At 58.3% G+C, this 18,941-nt stretch carries 15 protein-coding genes and 3 pseudogenes; 8 read left to right on the top strand and 10 right to left on the bottom strand.

Annotated elements, in window-relative coordinates; genetic code table 11:
- The first annotated feature begins 281 nt into the window (after window positions 1–281).
- Window positions 282–1,532: a serine/threonine transporter SstT gene (sstT, locus tag ACTG2G_RS00560; protein WP_069526865.1), complete on the top strand. Its 1,251-nt coding sequence runs from the start codon at window positions 282–284 to the stop codon at window positions 1,530–1,532.
- Between the two features lie 555 nt (window positions 1,533–2,087).
- Here sstT and ACTG2G_RS00555 read toward each other — a convergent pair.
- The 3 genes from ACTG2G_RS00555 to pabB all read right to left on the bottom strand — a co-directional run bounded on the left by ACTG2G_RS00555 (window position 2,088) and on the right by pabB (window position 5,495).
- Entirely contained in the window at window positions 2,088–3,386 is a 1,299-nt protein-coding gene (locus ACTG2G_RS00555) for a serine/threonine transporter (RefSeq protein ID WP_236271489.1), read from the bottom strand.
- 216 nt (window positions 3,387–3,602) lie between these two features.
- Complete coding sequence (locus ACTG2G_RS00550; RefSeq protein WP_005351753.1) at window positions 3,603–4,169, bottom strand: CoA pyrophosphatase; 567 nt, start codon at window positions 4,167–4,169, stop codon at window positions 3,603–3,605.
- A 42-nt stretch (window positions 4,170–4,211) separates the two neighbouring features.
- Window positions 4,212–5,495, bottom strand: coding sequence for an aminodeoxychorismate synthase component I (pabB, locus tag ACTG2G_RS00545; RefSeq protein ID WP_439985014.1), 1,284 nt, complete (start codon window positions 5,493–5,495; stop codon window positions 4,212–4,214).
- A 294-nt stretch (window positions 5,496–5,789) separates the two neighbouring features.
- Here pabB and ACTG2G_RS00540 point away from each other — a divergent pair, with 294 nt between their 5' ends.
- Window positions 5,790–7,316, top strand: coding sequence for a fumarate hydratase (locus tag ACTG2G_RS00540; RefSeq protein WP_005351759.1), 1,527 nt, complete (start codon window positions 5,790–5,792; stop codon window positions 7,314–7,316).
- A 203-nt stretch (window positions 7,317–7,519) separates the two neighbouring features.
- On the opposite strand, the gene ACTG2G_RS00535 is transcribed toward ACTG2G_RS00540, so the two are convergent.
- Window positions 7,520–8,098 carry a PhnA domain-containing protein gene (locus ACTG2G_RS00535; protein ID WP_005333203.1) on the bottom strand — a complete coding sequence of 193 codons (579 nt, stop codon included), beginning with the start codon at window positions 8,096–8,098 and terminating at the stop codon, window positions 7,520–7,522.
- A 183-nt stretch (window positions 8,099–8,281) separates the two neighbouring features.
- Between ACTG2G_RS00535 and ACTG2G_RS00530 the strand changes: the two genes are divergently transcribed.
- Window positions 8,282–9,502 carry a methyltransferase gene (locus ACTG2G_RS00530; RefSeq protein ID WP_236271487.1) on the top strand — a complete coding sequence of 407 codons (1,221 nt, stop codon included), beginning with the start codon at window positions 8,282–8,284 and terminating at the stop codon, window positions 9,500–9,502.
- An 85-nt stretch (window positions 9,503–9,587) separates the two neighbouring features.
- On the opposite strand, the gene ACTG2G_RS00525 is transcribed toward ACTG2G_RS00530, so the two are convergent.
- A protein-coding gene (locus ACTG2G_RS00525) for an IS1 family transposase (RefSeq protein ID WP_270657729.1) occupies window positions 9,588–10,282 on the bottom strand; the annotation gives its coding sequence in 2 pieces (ribosomal slippage) (window positions 9,588–10,036 and window positions 10,036–10,282; 696 coding nt in all).
- A gap of 378 nt (window positions 10,283–10,660) precedes the next feature.
- Between ACTG2G_RS00525 and ACTG2G_RS00520 the strand changes: the two genes are divergently transcribed.
- Both ACTG2G_RS00520 and ACTG2G_RS00515 read left to right on the top strand, forming a co-directional pair.
- A complete protein-coding gene (locus tag ACTG2G_RS00520; protein ID WP_429205996.1) occupies window positions 10,661–11,059 on the top strand; it encodes a GFA family protein in 399 nt (132 codons plus the stop codon).
- A 35-nt stretch (window positions 11,060–11,094) separates the two neighbouring features.
- A pseudogene (locus ACTG2G_RS00515) lies at window positions 11,095–11,697 on the top strand (histidine phosphatase family protein).
- A 17-nt stretch (window positions 11,698–11,714) separates the two neighbouring features.
- Here the strand turns inward: ACTG2G_RS00515 and smrB are convergent.
- Window positions 11,715–12,239: an endonuclease SmrB gene (gene smrB / locus ACTG2G_RS00510; protein ID WP_005333198.1), complete on the bottom strand. Its 525-nt coding sequence runs from the start codon at window positions 12,237–12,239 to the stop codon at window positions 11,715–11,717.
- Between the two features lie 82 nt (window positions 12,240–12,321).
- Between smrB and prmB the strand changes: the two genes are divergently transcribed.
- Window positions 12,322–13,257, top strand: coding sequence for a 50S ribosomal protein L3 N(5)-glutamine methyltransferase (gene prmB / locus ACTG2G_RS00505; protein WP_439985013.1), 936 nt, complete (start codon window positions 12,322–12,324; stop codon window positions 13,255–13,257).
- A gap of 12 nt (window positions 13,258–13,269) precedes the next feature.
- Window positions 13,270–14,358, top strand: a complete 1,089-nt coding sequence (aroC, locus tag ACTG2G_RS00500) for a chorismate synthase (protein ID WP_021230156.1) — start codon at window positions 13,270–13,272, stop codon at window positions 14,356–14,358.
- A gap of 125 nt (window positions 14,359–14,483) precedes the next feature.
- Here the strand turns inward: aroC and ACTG2G_RS00495 are convergent.
- Window positions 14,484–15,292: pseudogene (locus ACTG2G_RS00495) on the bottom strand (substrate-binding periplasmic protein).
- Window positions 15,293–15,650: 358 nt separating this feature from the next.
- Between ACTG2G_RS00495 and ACTG2G_RS00490 the strand changes: the two are divergent.
- Complete coding sequence (locus ACTG2G_RS00490; RefSeq protein WP_421249830.1) at window positions 15,651–17,057, top strand: DEAD/DEAH box helicase; 1,407 nt, start codon at window positions 15,651–15,653, stop codon at window positions 17,055–17,057.
- Window positions 17,058–17,170: 113 nt separating this feature from the next.
- Here the strand turns inward: ACTG2G_RS00490 and ACTG2G_RS00485 are convergent, their stop codons facing one another.
- From ACTG2G_RS00485 to ACTG2G_RS00475, 3 genes and pseudogenes are all read right to left on the bottom strand, one after another.
- Window positions 17,171–17,437 (bottom strand): MAPEG family protein, encoded by a 267-nt coding sequence (locus ACTG2G_RS00485; protein WP_439985012.1) that lies wholly within the window; start codon window positions 17,435–17,437, stop codon window positions 17,171–17,173.
- Between the two features lie 100 nt (window positions 17,438–17,537).
- Window positions 17,538–18,095: pseudogene (locus tag ACTG2G_RS00480) on the bottom strand (hypothetical protein).
- A 144-nt stretch (window positions 18,096–18,239) separates the two neighbouring features.
- Window positions 18,240–18,905 carry a hypothetical protein gene (locus ACTG2G_RS00475; RefSeq protein ID WP_216953544.1) on the bottom strand — a complete coding sequence of 222 codons (666 nt, stop codon included), beginning with the start codon at window positions 18,903–18,905 and terminating at the stop codon, window positions 18,240–18,242.
- Window positions 18,906–18,941: the final 36 nt, after the last annotated feature.

Genomic DNA, 18,941 nt, shown 5'->3' with positions numbered 1-18,941 from the left:
GGTGAGGGCAGAGAGTGTCGATAAAACGTACAAAAATGGGTGGTTGCGCTGTAGTTAAGGTTTTGTTGCGGTTTTTTGTGATGGAAACGGGATATTTTTTGGTGAGTCTCTGGAAAAAAAAGATGGCGAATGGGATATTCCGTCATGCAATCCGGTGACTGGCGGATCGGCCCGACAGAAGGCTGGCCACAGACACCACATTCGGGCGACAGGGGTCTCCCGATGAGTGGTTGCAGACAGGACTCATGATTCATGCACTACGGTGCTTAGGGACTTTTTTGATGACACAACAACACCCCCTCCTTCGGCTGGTCAATAGCACCAGTCTGGTCAGCCAGATCCTGGTTGGTCTGGTATTCGGTATCTTGCTGGCTCTGTTTGCCCCCGAGTGGGCGAAAACGGCAGGTCTGCTTGGCAATCTGTTTGTTGGTGCACTGAAAGCGGTAGCCCCGCTGCTGGTATTCGTACTGGTAATGGCGGCCATCATTGGTCACAAGCAGGGTCAGAAGACCAATATTCGCCCGCTGCTGGCGCTCTACCTGTTTGGTACCTTCTCTGCGGCCGTGGTCGCGGTGATTGCCAGCTTCCTGTTCCCCTCCAACCTCCATCTGGTGGCCAATACTGCCGAGATCACCCCGCCGGGCGGGATCACCGAGGTGCTGCAGACCCTGTTGTTCAACGTGGTGACCAACCCGGTCAAGGCGCTGATGGATGCCAACTATATCGGGATCCTGGCGTGGGCTATCGGTCTGGGTATCGCCATGCGCCATGCCAACGAGAGCACCAAGGCGCTGATCACTGACCTGTCTCACGGTGTCTCCGCCATCGTGAAAGCGGTGATCCGCTGTGCCCCGCTCGGGATCCTGGGTCTGGTTGCCTCCACGCTGGCAGAGACCGGCTTTGACGCCCTGTTTGGCTATGCCCAACTGCTGGTGGTGCTGATCGGCTGCATGCTGTTTATCGCCTTTGTGGTCAACCCGTTGATCGTCTTCTGGAAGATCAAGCGCAACCCCTATCCGCTGGTGCTGACTTGCCTCAAAGAGAGCGGCGTGACCGCCTTCTTTACCCGCAGCTCTGCCGCCAACATTCCGGTCAACATGGCGCTGTGTGAAAAACTGCGCCTGCCCAAAGATACCTACGCGGTCTCCATCCCGCTGGGTGCCACCATCAACATGGCAGGTGCGGCCATCACCATCACTGTGCTCGCCATGGCGGCGGTACATACCCTGGGGATGGAAGTGGACATGGCAACGGCCGTGCTGCTCTCTGTGGTAGCCACCATCAGTGCCTGTGGCGCGTCCGGTGTCGCCGGTGGCTCTTTGCTGCTGATCCCGCTGGCGTGCAGCCTGTTTGGTATCAGCAACGACATCGCCATGCAGGTAGTAGCCGTTGGCTTTATCATCGGCGTGCTGCAGGATTCTGCCGAGACAGCGCTGAACAGCTCCACCGACGTGCTGTTCACCGCCGCTGCTTGCATGGCCGAAGATGAAACCTTGCTGGATGTGGCTCCGGTACCGAGCCGCGAAGCCTGATCTCGCAACGGTCAGTTTTGCAACACACTTGCGCCCTCTTCGGAGGGCGCTTTTTATTGTCGGCTTTGCTCTCTTTTCCTCTTTGATCAATCTCATTGGCTGATGTGCCGGACATTCTGTCGCCCTTGCCCAGGGCGTTCCCTTATCTTTATCCCTTCGAGTTGTGCTTACTCCCTCTGTTGTGCGTCACACACCTTTGTCTGCTGTCTGCTCTGCTAACAGCCGGTTGCTATGGCTTACCCTAGCTCTTCAAGACAATCACAGCATCAAAGAAGAATGGAGGTGGCTGGCTGCGGCAGATGAACCCGTCCTATCAGACACGCCATCATGGTTTGGTGAGGGGGAGTAAACGTGTTGGCGATATTGAGCTGCGGGCATGGGGGTCATGTTGATACCCGACGTGCTCAGTCATGGCGCTGGTGAGCATGCAGACAGCCAACAGAGTGAGAGGAGTAATAAGGAGAGAGAAGGGGAATCGCGGAGGCACAGATTGCAGAGATAAAAAAGCCAGCCGACTATTCGGCTGGCTTTTTGCTATCAGCGGCAGGTAGGGGATTAACCGACCAGCTGATAGAGGATGGCGGAGATGGCGATCATCCCCATCACAGCGACAAATACGTTGCTGATATGGCCCTGATATTTCGCCATGGCCGGTACGCGCTTGATGGCGTACATCGGCATGATGAACAGGATGGTGGCGATGATCGGGCCGCCTAAGGATTCAATCATGCCCAGGATGGAGGGGTTTGCAATGGCAGTGCCCCACAGGGTCAGGATGAAGAAGGCGATGATGAACATCTCGACTTTCTTGGCGTTCGGCTCTTTGCCGGACTTGCGCATGTTCTGCACGATCATCCCTTTCAGACCTTCACGGGCACCCAGATAGTGGCCGAAGAAGGAGGAGACGATGGCTACGAACGCAACCAGCGGACCGAAGTAGGAGATGATGGGGCTGGCATGCTGGTTGGCCAGATAGGAGAGCACGGCGATGTTCTGAGCCTTGGCTTCCGCCAGCTGGGCCGGAGTCAGGCTCATGACGCAGGAGAAGACGAAGAACATCACGAAGCCCAGCAGCACCATGGCGGTACGCTTGAGGATGGCATCGGCTTTCTCGACAGCCTTATCACCGTGGTCGCGGCGCTGAGCCAGGGAGAAGCTGGAGATGGCCGGGCTGTGGTTGAAGGAGAAGACCAGTACCGGGATGGTCAGCCACAGGGTAGTGGCGAAATCCTTGGCAGAGGGCACTTGCTCCAGCGCGGCACCGGTCCAGTCCGGAATGAGGTACAAAGAGATACCGGCCAGAATGGCGATCAGCGGATAAACCAGCAGCTCGGTCACTTTCAGCATCAACTTTTCACCGGCCAGCATCACTGACATCATGCCCATGATCAGCACGATGGAGAGGATCCAGCGCGGCGGGGCACTCATCTGCAGCTGGTTGACCATGAAGCTTTCGACGGTGTTGGTGATACCCACGCCGTAGATCAGCACGATGGGGTAGATGGCGAAGAAGTAGAGCAGGGTGATTAATTTACCGGCACCCACGCCAAAGTGCTCTTCCACCACTTCGGTGATGTCTGCATTTGGCTTTTTGGAGGAGAGCACGAAGCGGGCCAGACCACGGTGGGCAAGATAGGTCATGGGACCTACCAGCAGCGCCATGACGACCAGCGGCCAGAAACCGCCCATACCCGCGTTGATCGGCAGGAACAGGATCCCCGCGCCAACCGCGGTCCCGAACAGACTGATGACCCAGGTAGAGTCGCGTTTTTCCCAACGAGTGGTTTGAGTAGAGCTGATCCCTTGCTCTGTTGACGCCGCAACTCCCTGCGTGCCAGTGACTGTGTTTGACATCTATCTCACCCCGAATGTGTGGTTCTTATTAAGTCGGCGCAAGGATACGGTTTTTCTAATCAAAAATGTTGATCAAATTCATCTTTATGGCACGAAAAACCGCACTTTCTTATGGAAATGTGATCAAAACAAGAAAAATTCAATTATTGTTTATCAATTGGCACGTTATTTTAGTGTTAATGATTAAATCTCGCTCAGCCAAATGTAGGTAAATTGTTATTTTGCGAGATGCTGGGCTAGCTGGTTGATCATGCTGGCGGTAGCCCCCCAGATAAAGTGCTGTTGCCAGGGGATCCAGTAGATGGTATGCGCTTTCCCCCCTCTGGAAAGGGTCAGGGGGATGTGGTTGCGCCGATCCAGCAGATGGGTCAGCGGCACTTCGAAGGCGTGATCCACCTCATCCGGACTCAGGATGAGGGGATAGTTGCCATCGAGCAGCCCCAGCACCGGCAGTACCTCGAATCGTGACACCGTATTGAGCGGGTTGAGGGTGCCGATCACTTCAATCAGCCGTGCCGGAATGCCGAGCTCCTCTTCGGTCTCCCGCAGCGCCGTGGCAATCAGGTTCTCGTCGCCGGGATCCTGTCGCCCGCCGGGGAAGCTGATCTGCCCTCCATGATGACGCAGCCGGGGGCTGCGCCGGGTCAATAACACGCTGAGCCCCTCATCGCGCATCACCACCGGGATCAACACCGCGGCCGGACTGAGCCCGCCAATGGCGAGGCGATGGGCCGGGGCGGGTCGCTGCAACTGGAAGCGGGTCAGCAGTTCGTGGCGATCCATGGCGGGGAGCTCTCCTGTGCGTTGACCTGACAGTGGGGAGGGTTACAGCGCCGACAGCGGCGGCAGGATGCGGGCGACCTTGTCATAGGTCTCCTGATATTCGCTGTCGGCGTCGGAGTCGGCGATGATGCCACCACCGGCCCAGCAGTGCAGGCGACCCGCTTCGGCGATCAAAGTGCGAATGCAGATGCTGGTATCCATCCGGCCATGCTGGCTGAGGTAGCCGATGCTGCCGCAATAGGCATTGCGGCGTTGGGGCTCCAGCTCTTCGATGATCTCCATGGCGCGGATCTTGGGGGCGCCTGTGATGGAGCCACCAGGGAAACAGGCGCGCAGCAGATCGACCCCTTGCCAGCGTGCATCCAACTCACCATGGATGGTGGAGACCAGATGATGTACCGCTGGAAACGACTCCACCGCAAACAGATGAGGCACGCTGACCGAGCCCGGCCGGCTGACCCGACCGATGTCGTTGCGCAGCAGATCAACGATCATCAGATTCTCTGATCTGTCCTTGTCCGCCTGCGCCAATTCCTGCGCGACTTGTCGATCGGTCGCCGGATCGGGGTGGCGAGGGCGAGTGCCCTTGATGGGTTTGGTTTCGATATGACGGCCATCGAGCAGCAGGAACCGCTCGGGAGAGAGGCTCAGCAGCGCGCTCTCCGGCAGGCGGATAAAGGCAGAGAAGGGGGCCTTGTTGGCGGTTGCCAGCAGGCAATAGGCCTGCCACTCATCCCCCTGATAGGGGGCGCTGAAACGCTGGGTCAGGTTGATCTGGTAGCAATCCCCCGCGGCAAGGTATGCCTGAATGCGGGCAAACTTCTCGCCATAATCGGCGCGGCTCATATTGCTCTGCCACGCCCCCAGCAAGGCAAAAGCGGGGGCCGGTTTGGCCTGCTGCTGTTCAAGCCAGGCCAGCCGGTTGGCAAGGCCTGCTTTATCCCCCCAGTGCACCAGCTGCCAGTCGCCGGTCGCCACATTGCGCAGCAGCGCCCAGTCGTAGATGCCCACCGCCATGTCTGGCACCGCGATATCGGCGGCGGTCTGCACTGGCAGTCGTTCGAAGCGACGGCCGAGATCATAGCCAAACAGACCGAGGGCGCCGCCAATAAAGGGCAGGTGAGTGGCGCACAGTTCCAGCTCCCCCAGCAGCTGTTGCTGGGTATGAGCCAGCAGGGCGAGGGGATCTTCGTGGTGTTTGCTGATATTCGCCCCGACACGCAGAGTGGTCACTTCGCCGCGGGTTTCGAGGGTCGCCAGTGGATCGGCAGTGATGATATCAAAGCCGTTATCGGCGCCGAGTGGCCCCGCCGATTCCAGCAACATGGCCCACGGCTGATGTTGCAGGCGGGCAAAAAGCTGATGGAGTTCAGCACTATGGTCTAGATGATGGATATGAAGTGTTGGCGTCATTTTATGTTACACAGGCAACAGTTTGGTTCCCGAACCCTAGTCGGTGCTGGTGGGCAAGCGTATCATAGGTGTCGGTGACTTAAGAAAAAACTGCCGTGTCGTTCGTTTTTTGCTGGTTGATAGTTTTTAGCCAGCACGTCAGCACGGCCCATCATATGGAAGCCCTTGCCCTGCTCCGTGGCAGAGACAAGGACCAGTGAGGATGATATGAGCATTATAAAAAAACAGGATTTCATCGATTCTATCGCAGATGCCCTCCAGTACATCTCCTATTACCACCCGTTGGATTTTGTTCAGGCTGCCAAAGCGGCGTATGACCGTGAGGCCAACCCGGCCGCCAAAGATGCGCTGGCCCAGATCCTGATCAACTCCCGCATGTCCGCCGAAGGTCATCGCCCGCTCTGCCAGGACACCGGCATCGTGACCTGTTTCGTCAAGATTGGCATGCAAGTCCAGTGGGACAGCGACATGACGGTGCAGGAGATGGTGGACGAAGGGACCCGTCGTGCCTACACCAATCCTGACAACCCGCTGCGCGCCTCCGTGCTGGCCGATCCGGCCGGCAGTCGCAAAAACACCAAAGACAACGCCCCTGCCGTGGTGCATATCGACATGATCCCCGGCAACAAGGTGGAAGTGAGCATCGCGGCCAAAGGTGGCGGCTCCGAGAACAAATCCAAGATGGTGATGCTCAACCCCTCTGACGATATCGTCGAGTGGGTGCTGAAAACCGTGCCGACCATGGGCGCAGGCTGGTGCCCGCCCGGCATGCTGGGCATCGGCATCGGCGGTACCGCCGAGAAAGCGGCGGTGCTGGCCAAAGAGGCCCTGATGGAGCACATCGACATTCAGGAGCTGATCGCCCGTGGCCCGCAAACCACTGAAGAGAAGCTGCGGGTCGAGCTCTACGACAAGGTCAACAAGCTGGGGATCGGTGCCCAGGGTCTGGGCGGCCTCACTACCGTGCTGGATGTGAAGGTGAAATCTGCGCCGACGCATGCCGCTTCCAAGCCGGTGGTGATGATCCCCAACTGCGCCGCCACCCGCCACGTTCACTTCGAGCTGGATGGTTCAGGCCCTGCCGAACTGACTCCGCCGAAACTGAGTGACTGGCCGGAGATCACCCGTGAAGCGGGTGGTAATGTGCGCCGCGTCAACGTCGATGGCATCACCAAGGCCGAGCTGGCCAGCTGGAAGAGCGGTGATACCGTGCTGCTGTCGGGCAAGATCCTCACCGGTCGCGACGCTGCCCACAAGCGTATCGCCGACATGCTGAAAAATGGCGAAGGGCTGCCTGAAGGGGTCGATTTCACCAACCGCTTCATCTATTACGTTGGCCCGGTCGATGCGGTGCGTGACGAAGTAGTTGGCCCGGCAGGCCCCACCACCTCCACCCGGATGGACAAGTTCACCGACATGATGCTGGGTGAGACTGGCCTTATCGGCATGATCGGCAAATCCGAGCGCGGCCCGAAAACCGTCGAGAGCATCAAGCAGCACAAGGCTGTTTATCTGATGGCCGTTGGTGGCGCCGCCTATCTGGTGGCCAAGGCCATCAAGAAGGCCCGCGTGGTGGCCTTTGCCGATCTCGGCATGGAAGCGATCTACGAGTTTGAAGTGGAAGATATGCCGGTGACCGTTGCGGTCGACTCCGAAGGCAACAATATCCACGAAACCGGTCCGGCCTACTGGTCTGCGAAAATTGCAGAGCTCGATGGCAAACTCTCCTCCTGAGTGACCGTTTCCGCTGCCGGTTAACGGCATCGGCCATGTAAACAAGGCGCGTCCATTCGGATGCGCCTTTTTGCTTTGGCTGGCTTGTTATGGACTCAGGTTGGCCGTTTGCGGCAAGCGGGTATAAAAAAGGATGGCGTGACGCCATCCTTTTTCGTTGTGCTTGTGCTCTGGCAGCAGACAGTAGAGCAATCGCCCTAGGCTTAGGCCTTTTTCAGGTAGGCAGCAACCAGTACGATCTGCACGCCATTGACCTTGCCTTCGATATGAAGCGGGTTGTTGGTCAGACGGATGCCCTTGACCAGGGTGCCGCGCTTGGCGGTGAAACCGGCGCCTTTCACGTCCAGATCCTTGATCAGGGTAACGGAGTCGCCCTCTTGCAGCACGGCGCCGTTGGAGTCAACGGTCGGTACGCTGTCGTCATCTTCGTCAGCAATACCAGCTTCAGCCCAAGCCTTGGCTTCGTCTTCCATGTACATCATGTCCAGCAGATCCTGAGCCCACACTTCACCCTTGCCGGAGAGAGCTTTCAGCTGGCGCCATGCCATCACCTGCACCGCAGGCACCTGGCTCCACATGCTGTCACTCAGGCAACGCCAGTGGTTGACCACTAGGGTATCCGGTTGTTCCAGCTGACCACGGCAGGTGTCACAGATAGCAACGCTGTGATCATCGTCGCTGGCGGGGGAGTGAGGCACCACGAAGGCGGTCAGCGCCTGCTCGGCGCTGCACAGTTCACACTTGGCGCCCGCGCGCGCTTGCAGAATGGCGTTGATGGTCATGTTGTTGGTCCCATAGCTAGTGTAAAGCGACCCGCGTTGGGCGGGGCGCGTGAAAGAGGGGGCGGAATATAGCATAAAACCCCGCACTTTGTCAGGTCTGTCCTGGCTCACAAGGTTGGCTGTGCTGTTGCGCGGCGCTGATCGTTTGGTATTGAGAGTGCAATTTGAAGCGGGATCGCTAGAATGAGCCTCCTTTTTGACTGCAAGGCAGGGGCATTCGTGCTGGCTCAACGTTTTCAACAACTGGATCGACTGCTCACCCGCTACCGACGCTGGTGGCAATATCAGCCATATCATCATTTGACCATGGCCTTTGCCGATGAGGTGCCCGAACTGGCGACGTTGCTCAATGGGCTGACGCTGACCCAGTTGGCGGAGTTCGATGCGGATATGGATGCCCTCAGCAGTCTGCTTGCCCCCTGGATTGCCGAGGGAGCCGAGCTGCAGCAACTCAGCCAGCTTGCCCCGTTTACCCCTGAGCCCATCACTTGCAGCAAGGAGATGGCGCTGCATATGCCGGGGCGCAAGCAGGCCCAGATCGAGTCGTTCACCGCCTGTCTGCCTGCCCATCAGGGCCCCTATCTGGAGTGGTGTGCTGGCAAGGGGCATCTTGGGCGGCTGGTGTCACTTCATCGACAGGCTCCTATCCTCAGTCTGGAGTTGCAAGGGCAGCTTTGTGACGAAGGTCGGCTGCTGGCCGAGCGGGATGGCGCGAATATGACCTTTACCTGCGCCGATGCTTTTGCCCCCGAGTCGGCGGCGCTGATCGCCCCCGAACATCACGCTATGGCACTCCATGCCTGCGGCGAGCTGCACACCCATCTGCTGGAGCGGGTGGCCGAACGCAGTGCCCGCGGCGTGACTATCTCTCCCTGTTGTTACCACCTGATCCGTACCAGCCACTATCGCCCGCTGTCGGCCGCGGCCAACTCCAGCGAGCTGGTGTTGAGCAAGGCGGATCTCAAGTTGCCGCTACAGGAGACGGTCACCGGCGGTGCGCGGATAGCCCGCTTGCGTGAGCAGGAAGTGGTGTGGCGTCTCGGGTTTGACTGCCTGCAGCGTCAGGTGCGTGGCATAGATGAGTATCTGCCGGTGCCCAATATGCAAAAGAGCCTGCTGACCGGCACCTTCGAGGCATTCTGCGTTTGGGCTGCTGAACGCAAAGGGATTGTGCTGCCCGCCGGGCTCGACTATCCCGCCTGGTTGGAGCACGGGGAGCGTCGCTTTGGTGATGTCGCCCGCATGGAGCTGGTGCGTCATCTGTTTCGCCGTCCTCTCGAGATCTGGCTGGCGCTGGATCGCGCGCTCTTTTTGCAAGAGCAGGGTTATCGGGTCGAAGTGGGGGAGTTCTGTGCCAAACCCATGACCCCGCGCAATATCCTGATCCGTGCCGTGCGCGCCTGACAGCGAGCTCTTTGTGAGCGTGATTTGAACATTGTTGATGGCTGACTGGTGAAGCGGGTCAGCCATTTTTTGGTAATGACTCCAATCAGTTGAAATGGTGTCTTTCTATAAAGGCACCAATCACTTTCTCGTGGAGCTCAACGGAACGAGAGAAGCAGATGGTCTTGCGAGCCAATCGCTTGATGCGCATTCTGAGCGTCAGGTTGTTACGCTCGATACGCTGGGTGAATATCTTCCCGGTCAGATGCATCTCGCTCGGCACCTCTCTGGCATAGCTTCCCCAATCATCACTGGTGATAAAGCCTATCTGGAACGGAGAAAGCAGGCTCAGCAACCGACGGCATGTCTCATCGTTGCGTGGGCCAAAGGTATATGCCACGACTCGTTTTCTCTTGGTATCAAAAGCATACCAAAGCCAATGTCGATGCTGTTTGTTGCCAACATAGGCCCATTGCTCATCAAGTTCACAGATAAGTGCCACGTCATCGAGCACCACCTTTTCGGAGGTTACTTGCCTTGGGGTGAGTTTTTTAGGGTGCGTATGACTGTGTTGATGCCAATCTTGAGGACGCGAGCAGTATCACGAACACCTGAGCCGTTGAACGCCATATCAACAATCTTGTCTTTGACGCCAGGCTTGCGGGCTTCATAGGTGTAGGTGAGCTGAAACACGTGCGGACAGACGGGGCAACGATAGCGAACATGGCCGGCAGGGGTCTTCCCATGGCGATATACGTGGTCAGAGTTGCAGCGAGGGCAGTGAACGGTGATGGATGCCATGAAGCTGTCGGTCTCAAAAGAGTTCATCATATCAACTCAACCGATCGGATGCATCACCCAATTAAATAGCGTGGAATATGGCTGCGACGAACAGATTTATATGGGCTCGGGTGAGCTTGTCTTATATTCGCAGGCCAGTAGTGAGTGGCAATATCTCATATTGTCAGGGGGATGAATAATCAGAGCCCCCATAACCGTTATGATGGGAGGTGAGAGTGGTTATCTTCTGTCTGAACAATGGTGAACTGTGTCAATACTATCTGAAACGGGCGCTGATAAATCGCAAATTTCATTGGTTTTCTGCACTAATCAACTTAGTGTAACGGGATGTTAGGCTGGCAATATATGCCTTCAAACGTGGACTGGATGGTAAACAAGATGGTGATTTCTCGTGACGGTATATTAGAGGGGGGTTGCCATTGTGGTGCAATCCGCTACAAGGTGCTAGCTGCTCCCTTTGCTACCGATTTTTGCCACTGCCGGGATTGTCAGCGCACGACCGGCGCCTGGATGGATTTTCGGGTGAAACAGGTGCAATGGCTATGCGGCGTATTGACTGAGTACGCCTCGTCGGAGGCGATTCGACGCGGCTTTTGTGCAACCTGTGGCGCCACCCTCAGCTATCGCAGCATTCAATACCCCGAGTACCTGACGCTGGCTATTGTCTCACTTGATAACCCCGAAACGGTCGCACCAACCTATCACATCCATACCGTCAGCCAGCTCTCCTGGTTGCCGATCCAGGACGATCATCCCCGTTATCCGAAAGGGAAGTAGTTTTGCGATATTCCACGTAGAAAGAGGAGTACACCATGGAGCTGATAGTGATCCGCCATGGAGAGACCCAAGCCAACGCCGAGGGGCGTTATCAAGGGGCGTTGGATATCGGGCTCAACCAAGATGGCGCGTGGCATATATGCTGACTGGCCGATGAGATGGTGACCACACTGGCCCCGTTCGATCGGTTGCTGGCGTCGCCCCTGCTGCGAACAAGAGAGAGCGCCGCGATCTTCTCACGTCAGTTGGGCTTGCCTGTGGAACTTGCTCCGGCCTTTCGTGAACGGCATGTCGGCCTGTTCGAGGGGCTGACGCAGGCAGAGGCGAGAACACGCTATCCCGAACTGCGGGCACGCAACATCACCCGGCGCTGGGCTGAAGCTCCTCCTGGTGGTGAAACCATTGATGAGGTGATAGCCCGGATCTCGCAGGGACTCACGGAACTTGCTTCGACCATGAAAGGAGAGCGGATACTGCTGGTGGCGCACGGTGTGGTCGCCAAGGTGATCCGAGCCCTAACGACCGCCGGATTTGATGACTTCTTCGCGTGGCAGTTGCCCAACGGCGGCATGCTGGTGGTCAATATTGACTCCTTTATATCACCATTGCGATTCAAGCGACCGGTTGGGCAGAGTTAGTTTGTGCGCTGCTTTTTCTACTCTTCGATATCCAGCAACACCAGAATGGCGCTGTCGCCGCCCCATTCGCGGGGGGCCTGATGGAAGGCGCGCACATTGGGGTGCTGGGCCAGCCAGCTGGGAATGCGCTGCTTGAGAATATGTTTGCCGATGCCGTGCATCACCGAGGCGACGTGAATGTTCTCTTTTTGGCAGAGGGTGAGCAGGGCGGCCAGCTCCTGTTTTGCCTGCTGCTGGTTCATGCCGTGCAGATCGAGATAGATCTCCGGCGGATAAATGCCCCGTTTGAGCTTTTTCAGCTCAAATTTTGACACATCTTCCCGCACGTAACGGGTCGGCCCATCATCGTCGAGATGGGGCTGATACTCATCGCTGAAATAGTGGTCAACCCCAAGCTTTTCGCGGGTTTCGCGCAATTCGCGTTTCTGCTTGACCGGGCGTAACTCGGCCCTTATGGTATCTTGCTTGATTTTCCGGGTACCTTTTATCGCATCGCGGAACAGCAGGGTTTCCTCGTCTGTCGGTGAGGGCGTTTTTTTCATCAGATGCTCATGTATTAGGTATGCGTCTTGCCCGCAACGTAAACGGGGCTCGGGCCGGATATTACTCGACTTGGAGGTGGATTTGGACAAGATATTTATCGATGAGGTGGTTGCCGAGATGCACACCATCCAGGACATGTTGCGTTGGGCCATGAGTCGTTTCAACGACGCCGGGATTTTTTACGGTCATGGAACCGACAACGCCTGGGATGAAGCTGTGCAGCTGGTACTGCCCGCGTTACATCTGCCACCGGATGTAGACCCGGCCATGCGCCACTCCCGTCTGACTAGCAGCGAGCGTCACCGTATCGCCGAGCTGATTATCCGCCGCGTACAGGAGCGGGTACCGGCCGCCTATCTTACCAACAAGGCCTGGTATGCCGGTTGGGAGTTCTACGTGGACGAGCGGGTGCTCATTCCCCGTTCCCCCATTGCCGAGATGGTGGCCAACCGTTTCGCGTCCTTCCTCAAACATGAACCGACCCGGATCATGGACCTGTGCACCGGCTCCGGCTGTATCGCCATCATCATGGCCCACGAGTTCCCGGAAGCGGAAGTGGATGCCATCGACATCAGCATCGATGCGCTGAACGTGGCCGAGCGCAATATCAACGATCACGGGCTGGAGCAGCAGGTCATTCCGATCCGCTCCGATCTGTTCCGCGATCTGCCGGCGGGCGACAAGTACGATCTCATCGTCTCCAATCCGCCCTATGTGGACTCCGAAGATATGTCGGATCTGCCGGACGAGTTCCGTCACGAGCCCGAGCTGGCGCTGGCGTCCGGCTCCGATGGTCTCAAGCTGACCAAGCGTTTGCTGGCCCATGCAGCAGATTTCCTCAAGGATAACGGCGTGCTGGTGGTCGAAGTGGGCAACAGCATGATCCATCTGGAAGCCCAGTTCCCCGAGATCCCCTTTACCTGGGTTGAATTCGAAAACGGCGGCCACGGCGTCTTTGTAATGACCCGTGACGAGCTGGTGCAGTATCAGGATCATTTCGCCATCTACAAGAACTAAGCAGGAGCGCGCATGGCAGGGAACAGTTTTGGTCAACTCTTTCGGGTCACCACCTTTGGCGAGAGCCACGGCCTGGCGCTGGGCGCCGTGGTCGATGGCTGCCCGCCGGGGCTGGAGATCAGCGAAGCGGATCTGCAGGGGGATCTGGATCGGCGCAAGCCGGGCACTTCCCGCTACACCACGCCGCGCCGCGAGCCGGACGAGGTGAAGATCCTCTCTGGAGTGTTTGAAGGCAAGACCACCGGCACTTCCATCGGGCTGCTCATCGAGAATACCGATCAGCGCTCCAAGGATTACTCCGACATCAAGGATCTGTTCCGGCCGGGTCATGCTGACTACACCTACCACCAGAAGTATGGTCAGCGGGACTATCGTGGCGGTGGTCGCTCCTCGGCACGCGAGACCGCGATGCGAGTGGCGGCGGGGGCGATTGCCAAGAAGTACCTGAAACAGGTACATGGCATCGAGATCACCGGTTTTCTCTCCCAGCTCGGCCCCATCAAGGCTGAGGCGTTTGACGCGGCGCAGATTGAGCAGAATCCCTTCTTCTTCCCCGATGCGGGCAAGCTGGAAGAACTGGATCAATACATGCGTGACCTGAAAAAAGAGGGCAACAGTATCGGTGCCAAGGTGCAGGTCATTGCGCGCAATGTGCCGGTGGGCCTGGGTGAGCCGGTGTTTGATCGTCTCGACGCCGACATTGCCCATGCCATGATGGGCATCAATGCGGTGAAAGGGGTGGAGATCGGTGATGGCTTTGCGGTGGTGGAGCAAAAAGGCTCCGAGCATCGCGACGAGATGACCCCGGCGGGCTTTGCCAGCAACCATGCGGGTGGCATTCTGGGCGGCATCTCGTCGGGTCAGGATATTGTGGTGAGCATGGCGCTCAAACCGACTTCCAGCATCACTGTGCCGGGCAAGACCATCAATACCGAAGGTGAGGCAATCGAGATGATCACCAAGGGGCGTCACGATCCCTGTGTCGGCATTCGCGCCGTGCCCATCGCCGAAGCCATGCTGGCGCTGGTGTTGATGGATCACCTGCTGCGCCATCGTGCCCAGAATCAGGGGGTGTTGACCCATACCCCACAGCTGCGTTGATCGCTCTTGCTGCACATCGACTGATCGCACCCTGTTCAGGGTGCTGGTTCGTCAACCAAATCAAAGGCGACCTTCGGGTCGCCTTTGTTCTTATGCTCTGCGGTACTTCTATCACTCGTCGGTTATCAAGAGTGATCAGCGTCCTGCGGATCGGCATCGAGACGGCAGTTGGGGGAGAGAACTTCCCATGGTGTTTGGGCATAGCGTGAATGGCCTCGTTGACCTTGAGGAGCTGCTCTTCGCTCATGCTGTTTTTGGCAAACATCAGGCTGACCGGCTGGTGGTGCAGCAACAGCTGACAACTGATAAACCCCTCGGCGCCCAATTGGGAGAGCCGATAGCGTGCATATTGCCACTCCATAATGATGCCATCGAGACGGCGGGCCAGCAGCAGTTCGATTAGTCGATCATCGGCATTGTACTCGGTCGCCCCCTTGAGGGCAGGACACTCGTCCATTTGATGAATGGGGCGAGTACCGCGCAGTTTGCCAATTTTGAGATCCTTGTTGTGGCACAGTTTGGACAAGGTATCGAGCTTTCCCCAGCGATCCTGATGGCCTGGAATCGGGTTATTACTCAACAGCACATAGGCGCTCTGGCGATAGGGTGCAGAGAAGCGGGCATACTTCTGCCGCTCCGGTAGTGGTAGTGCGGCCATCGCCACATCCAGCTGATCGTGCTCCACCAGATGGAGTGCCCGCGCCCAGGGGATCTCACGAAATTTGGGGGCAAAGCCCGCCTGGGTGAGGATCTGGCGAGTCAGGCTGACATCCAGCCCGTCCAGCTCACCCCGGTTGTTGATTTGACTGAAGGGGGGCCAGTGGCTCCAGGCCACGGTCAGGGTCTGACTGGCCTGCAGGGAAGGGGTCAGCAAAAGCAGCAGCAGGCAGAGCTTGGCCTGCCAGTTGCCGTGGGGACGATATTGCGTGCTCATAGCTTAACCTCGTTATTCTGCTTTTTGTTCTCTGCTATCCCGTGCGCCTGCGACCCGCGCATCACGATGGCGGGACAGGTAATAAGTTGTCAGTTAATAGTGTGGTGCGTGCTTCACTGGTCAACGGGATTATTCGGTGGAGAGCAGAGGGCTTTTCTGTGCGTGCTGGGAGGAGCATCACATTTTTCTCGTTTATCCGGCACAACTCCGTTAGACTGCGCCCCTATTCTTTCCCCTTTGCTCTGCTCCCCGGGGAAATCGTTGTGTTCTCAACAGGCCCGAGTCTGGCGAGATGGCATCGGCTCAGCAGAGGAGCCCCATCCCGGATTGTCGGCGCCCCTATCCCTAGCAGGTAACTATGAGTTTTACTTCCCTCGGTCTGGCCGAACCCTTGTTGCGTGCCGTTGCCGAACAAGGCTACGACACCCCGTCTCCCATTCAGCAACAAGCGATCCCCGCCGTTCTGGCTGGCCGCGATCTGATGGCGGCGGCCCAAACAGGGACCGGCAAGACCGCAGGCTTTACCCTGCCGATGCTGCAACGTCTGATGGAGAGCAAGCGCAAGGTCTCTCCGAACCGCGTCCGTGCGCTGGTACTGACCCCGACGCGCGAGCTGGCCGCCCAGGTGGGCGAGAGCGTGCGCAACTATGGCAAGCATCTGCCCCTGCGCAGCCACGTGGTATTCGGTGGCGTGAGCATCAACCCGCAGATGATGGCGACTCGCCGTGGTCTGGACGTGCTGGTGGCCTGTCCGGGCCGTCTGATCGATCTCTACAACCAGAATGCCGTCAAGTTTGACGAGGTGGAGATCCTGGTACTGGACGAAGCGGATCGCATGCTCGACATGGGCTTTATCCGCGACATCCGCCGCATCCTGACCCTGCTGCCGAAGAAGCGCCAGAACCTGCTCTTCTCCGCCACCTTCGCCGATGAAATTCGCGAGCTGGCCACTGGCCTGCTGGACAACCCGGCTGTCATTGAAGTTGCCCCGCGCAACAGTACCGCCGAGCGTATCGAGCAGCTGGTGCACCCGTGCGACAAGGCCAACAAGATTGCCCTGCTGAGCCACCTGATCTCCAGCAACAACTGGCAGCAGGTGCTGGTCTTTACCCGTACCAAGCACATCGCCAACCGCGTTGCCGAGAAGCTTGAAAAAGACGGCATCAGTGCTGCCGCCATTCACGGCAACAAGAGCCAGGGCGCCCGTACCCGCGCGCTGGCCGGTTTCAAGGATGGTAGTGTGCGCGTGATGGTGGCGACCGACATCGCGGCCCGTGGCCTCGATATCGACAAGCTGCCGCAGGTAGTGAACTTCGAGCTGCCGAACGTGGCGGAAGATTATGTGCACCGTATCGGTCGTACCGGTCGTGCCGGCGCGGCCGGTCACGCCATCTCCCTGGTTGCGGCCGATGAAGGCAAACTGATCAAAGCCATCGAGCGTCTGACCAAGCAGAACATCCCCTGCGAGCAGGTGGCTGGTTTTGAAGCCTCCCGCGAGACCCTCGACAACATCGCCCGTGGTATCGGCGCGCCGCTGCGCAAAGAGCCTCGCGATCCGAGTGAGCAGCGCCGTGCGCCGCGTCAGCAAGGTCAAGGCCAGCGTCAAGGCGCCGGTCGCTCCGGCAATGGCGCCGGTGCTAACGGTGGTGGCAATCGCACTGGCAACGGTGGCAAGCCCAAGCCGCAAGGTGGTCAGCGTCCGGCTGAGGGCGCTGGCAAACCGGCTCAGGCCCGTCGTCCCCGTCGCGCCAGCCATAACCAGTAAGGGCAAGGAGAGCCACTCTCCCACCCTGATCGGTTAAACGAAAAGCCCTGCCATATCGGCAGGGCTTTTCTATTTCTGCTTCTGCAGATCCGCGTTTGGCTGACCTGCTCTGGTCAGGAGAGCAGGGCGGTGATCAGGAGACAGGCCGCACTCAGCAAAATGACGGTGAAAGTCAGCCCCATTCCCACCACCCGATAGCGGAAATGCTCCGGTGTGCGGCTCATGCCGAAGGCGTGACAGAGGCGACCAAGCAGCAGGGCACTCCCTAGCAGATGAACCAGCCAGGGGGCATGGCTGCCGGTTTCGACGAAATAGATGAGCAGCAGGGCGAGGGGGACATACTCGGCAAAGTTGGCGTGCACCCGCATGACCCGCAGCATGGCGCCCAAAGCACCCTTGCCGGATAAAAAAGCCCCGCCAGTCTGGCAGGGCTTGTTGTCTGGTTTTAGGTGGCGTGCTCTGTCAGCTGCACTTCGCCAGTCAGGCGCCGTAGGGGAGAGAGGAGTGGTGCAGCACGATGCGCACCTTGCCATCATCCCCCTTCTTGAAACCCCAGCTCTTGTCGACCGTGGTCTCCTAGTTGTCGCGATCCACCAGATGTACCTTGCCCATGGTCAGCGCCATGTTGCCGTTGATATAGACGGCGGCATTGTCATAGCGGTAGCTCTGCCAGTTTTTCAGGGCAAAGCCGCTATCTGCCGGATAGGCGCTGTTGTTGCCGACAAAATAGGCCAGCGCCCCCTCGCGGGTGGTGCGAAAGGTCTGCTCGCCACCGGCGAGGGTGGGTTTGAACAGTACCGGCCCCTGCTGGTAGCCATAAGCGCTGTCGAGTACCGCCTCGGCGGTGGCTTTGGCGCGCTCAATGCCGCCGGCCCGATAGTCATCGCTGATCTTGATGAGCGCCGCGCCCCAGGCATCCTGCGCCGCCTTGATGTCGGCCTCGGTGATATTGTTGTTGGTGATTTCGGCCGCGCTGAGGGCGCCGCTGGCTGCCAGCAGAGCAAGGGCAAGGGAACTCTTCGTGAGATGCAACATCATTGTTTTCAGGCTCCTGAAAGCGATAAACGAGGGGGCAGTGTAGCGAGCGGGCATGAACGGGTTTTGAACTGTCCGTTCTGGCTTCGGTGGCAAAAAAGATTGTATAAAACACGGTTCTTGGCGGTTTGTTCGGTGGTGCCCTGATCAGCGGATGGGGGTCAGCAGGGCCGAGAAGTAGCGCTCCTGCATCTGCTGCCAGCGGCCGCTCGCTATCAGCTGCTGCTGGGATTGGACAAGGGCGGCGATATCGGCCTGGCGGCTCTTGTTGAGGTAGAGATAAACCTCGATATCGGAGACCCGTTTCCATGGTGCGGCAAGGGGGGATTGATTGGTGGGCAGTAGCCGGATCACCCAGTCGGTTCTGCCGCGCTGGAGCAGGGCGAGACCCTGCTTCTCATCGTTGAACCAGACGATGCGTCGACTGTCGAGATAGCGGCTGCACCACTGAATGCCGCGCAGGCAGCCAACCCGCTCCTGACTGGCGGGTGGCCAGCTGGCGTCCTGCTTGCTCTGGGCATAGATGGTCACTTCGCCAATCGCCGTGCCGACCGGGATCATATGCGGATGGGTCTGCTCAAAGCCCTTGATCCGGGCGATATCGCCAGCGATGGTGCTATCGGAATCAAGCAGCTTTTTGCAGCGGGCGCTGGTACAGGGGATAAAGGTAAAATCGACCCTGGCCTTGCCAAACCACTCCTCATAGAAGGGGCGCAGCAGGGGGATATATTCCACGGGCGCCGCCAGCGTCAGGGGCGCGCCCTGGGCAATCGAGTTCAGGCAAAACAGCAGCCACCAGCCAGCCCACTTCATACCTTGCTCCCCACTCCATTGCATATGGAAAAAGCG

The organism is Aeromonas sp. 55A, from assembly GCF_051919665.1.
GTDB classification, from domain to species: Bacteria; Pseudomonadota; Gammaproteobacteria; order Enterobacterales; family Aeromonadaceae; genus Aeromonas; species Aeromonas veronii.
Note: the sequence above shows the minus strand (reverse complement) of the source record. Positions and strands in the feature narration are given on the sequence as shown.

What these genes read in the sequence shown, in the direction of transcription:
- sstT (WP_069526865.1), top strand. Translation starts at nt 282, where the DNA reads ATGACACAACAACACCCCCTCCTTCGGCTGGTCAATAGCACCAGTCTG.
- ACTG2G_RS00555 (WP_236271489.1), bottom strand. Translation starts at nt 3,386, where the DNA reads ATGTCAAACACAGTCACTGGCACGCAGGGAGTTGCGGCGTCAACAGAG.
- ACTG2G_RS00550 (WP_005351753.1), bottom strand. Translation starts at nt 4,169, where the DNA reads ATGGATCGCCACGAACTGCTGACCCGCTTCCAGTTGCAGCGACCCGCC.
- pabB (WP_439985014.1), bottom strand. Translation starts at nt 5,495, where the DNA reads ATGTTGCTGGAATCGGCGGGGCCACTCGGCGCCGATAACGGCTTTGAT.
- ACTG2G_RS00540 (WP_005351759.1), top strand. Translation starts at nt 5,790, where the DNA reads ATGAGCATTATAAAAAAACAGGATTTCATCGATTCTATCGCAGATGCC.
- ACTG2G_RS00535 (WP_005333203.1), bottom strand. Translation starts at nt 8,098, where the DNA reads ATGACCATCAACGCCATTCTGCAAGCGCGCGCGGGCGCCAAGTGTGAA.
- ACTG2G_RS00530 (WP_236271487.1), top strand. Translation starts at nt 8,282, where the DNA reads ATGAGCCTCCTTTTTGACTGCAAGGCAGGGGCATTCGTGCTGGCTCAA.
- ACTG2G_RS00520 (WP_429205996.1), top strand. Translation starts at nt 10,661, where the DNA reads ATGGTGATTTCTCGTGACGGTATATTAGAGGGGGGTTGCCATTGTGGT.
- smrB (WP_005333198.1), bottom strand. Translation starts at nt 12,239, where the DNA reads ATGAAAAAAACGCCCTCACCGACAGACGAGGAAACCCTGCTGTTCCGC.
- aroC (WP_021230156.1), top strand. Translation starts at nt 13,270, where the DNA reads ATGGCAGGGAACAGTTTTGGTCAACTCTTTCGGGTCACCACCTTTGGC.
- ACTG2G_RS00490 (WP_421249830.1), top strand. Translation starts at nt 15,651, where the DNA reads ATGAGTTTTACTTCCCTCGGTCTGGCCGAACCCTTGTTGCGTGCCGTT.
- ACTG2G_RS00485 (WP_439985012.1), bottom strand. Translation starts at nt 17,437, where the DNA reads ATGCTGCGGGTCATGCGGGTGCACGCCAACTTTGCCGAGTATGTCCCC.
- ACTG2G_RS00475 (WP_216953544.1), bottom strand. Translation starts at nt 18,905, where the DNA reads ATGAAGTGGGCTGGCTGGTGGCTGCTGTTTTGCCTGAACTCGATTGCC.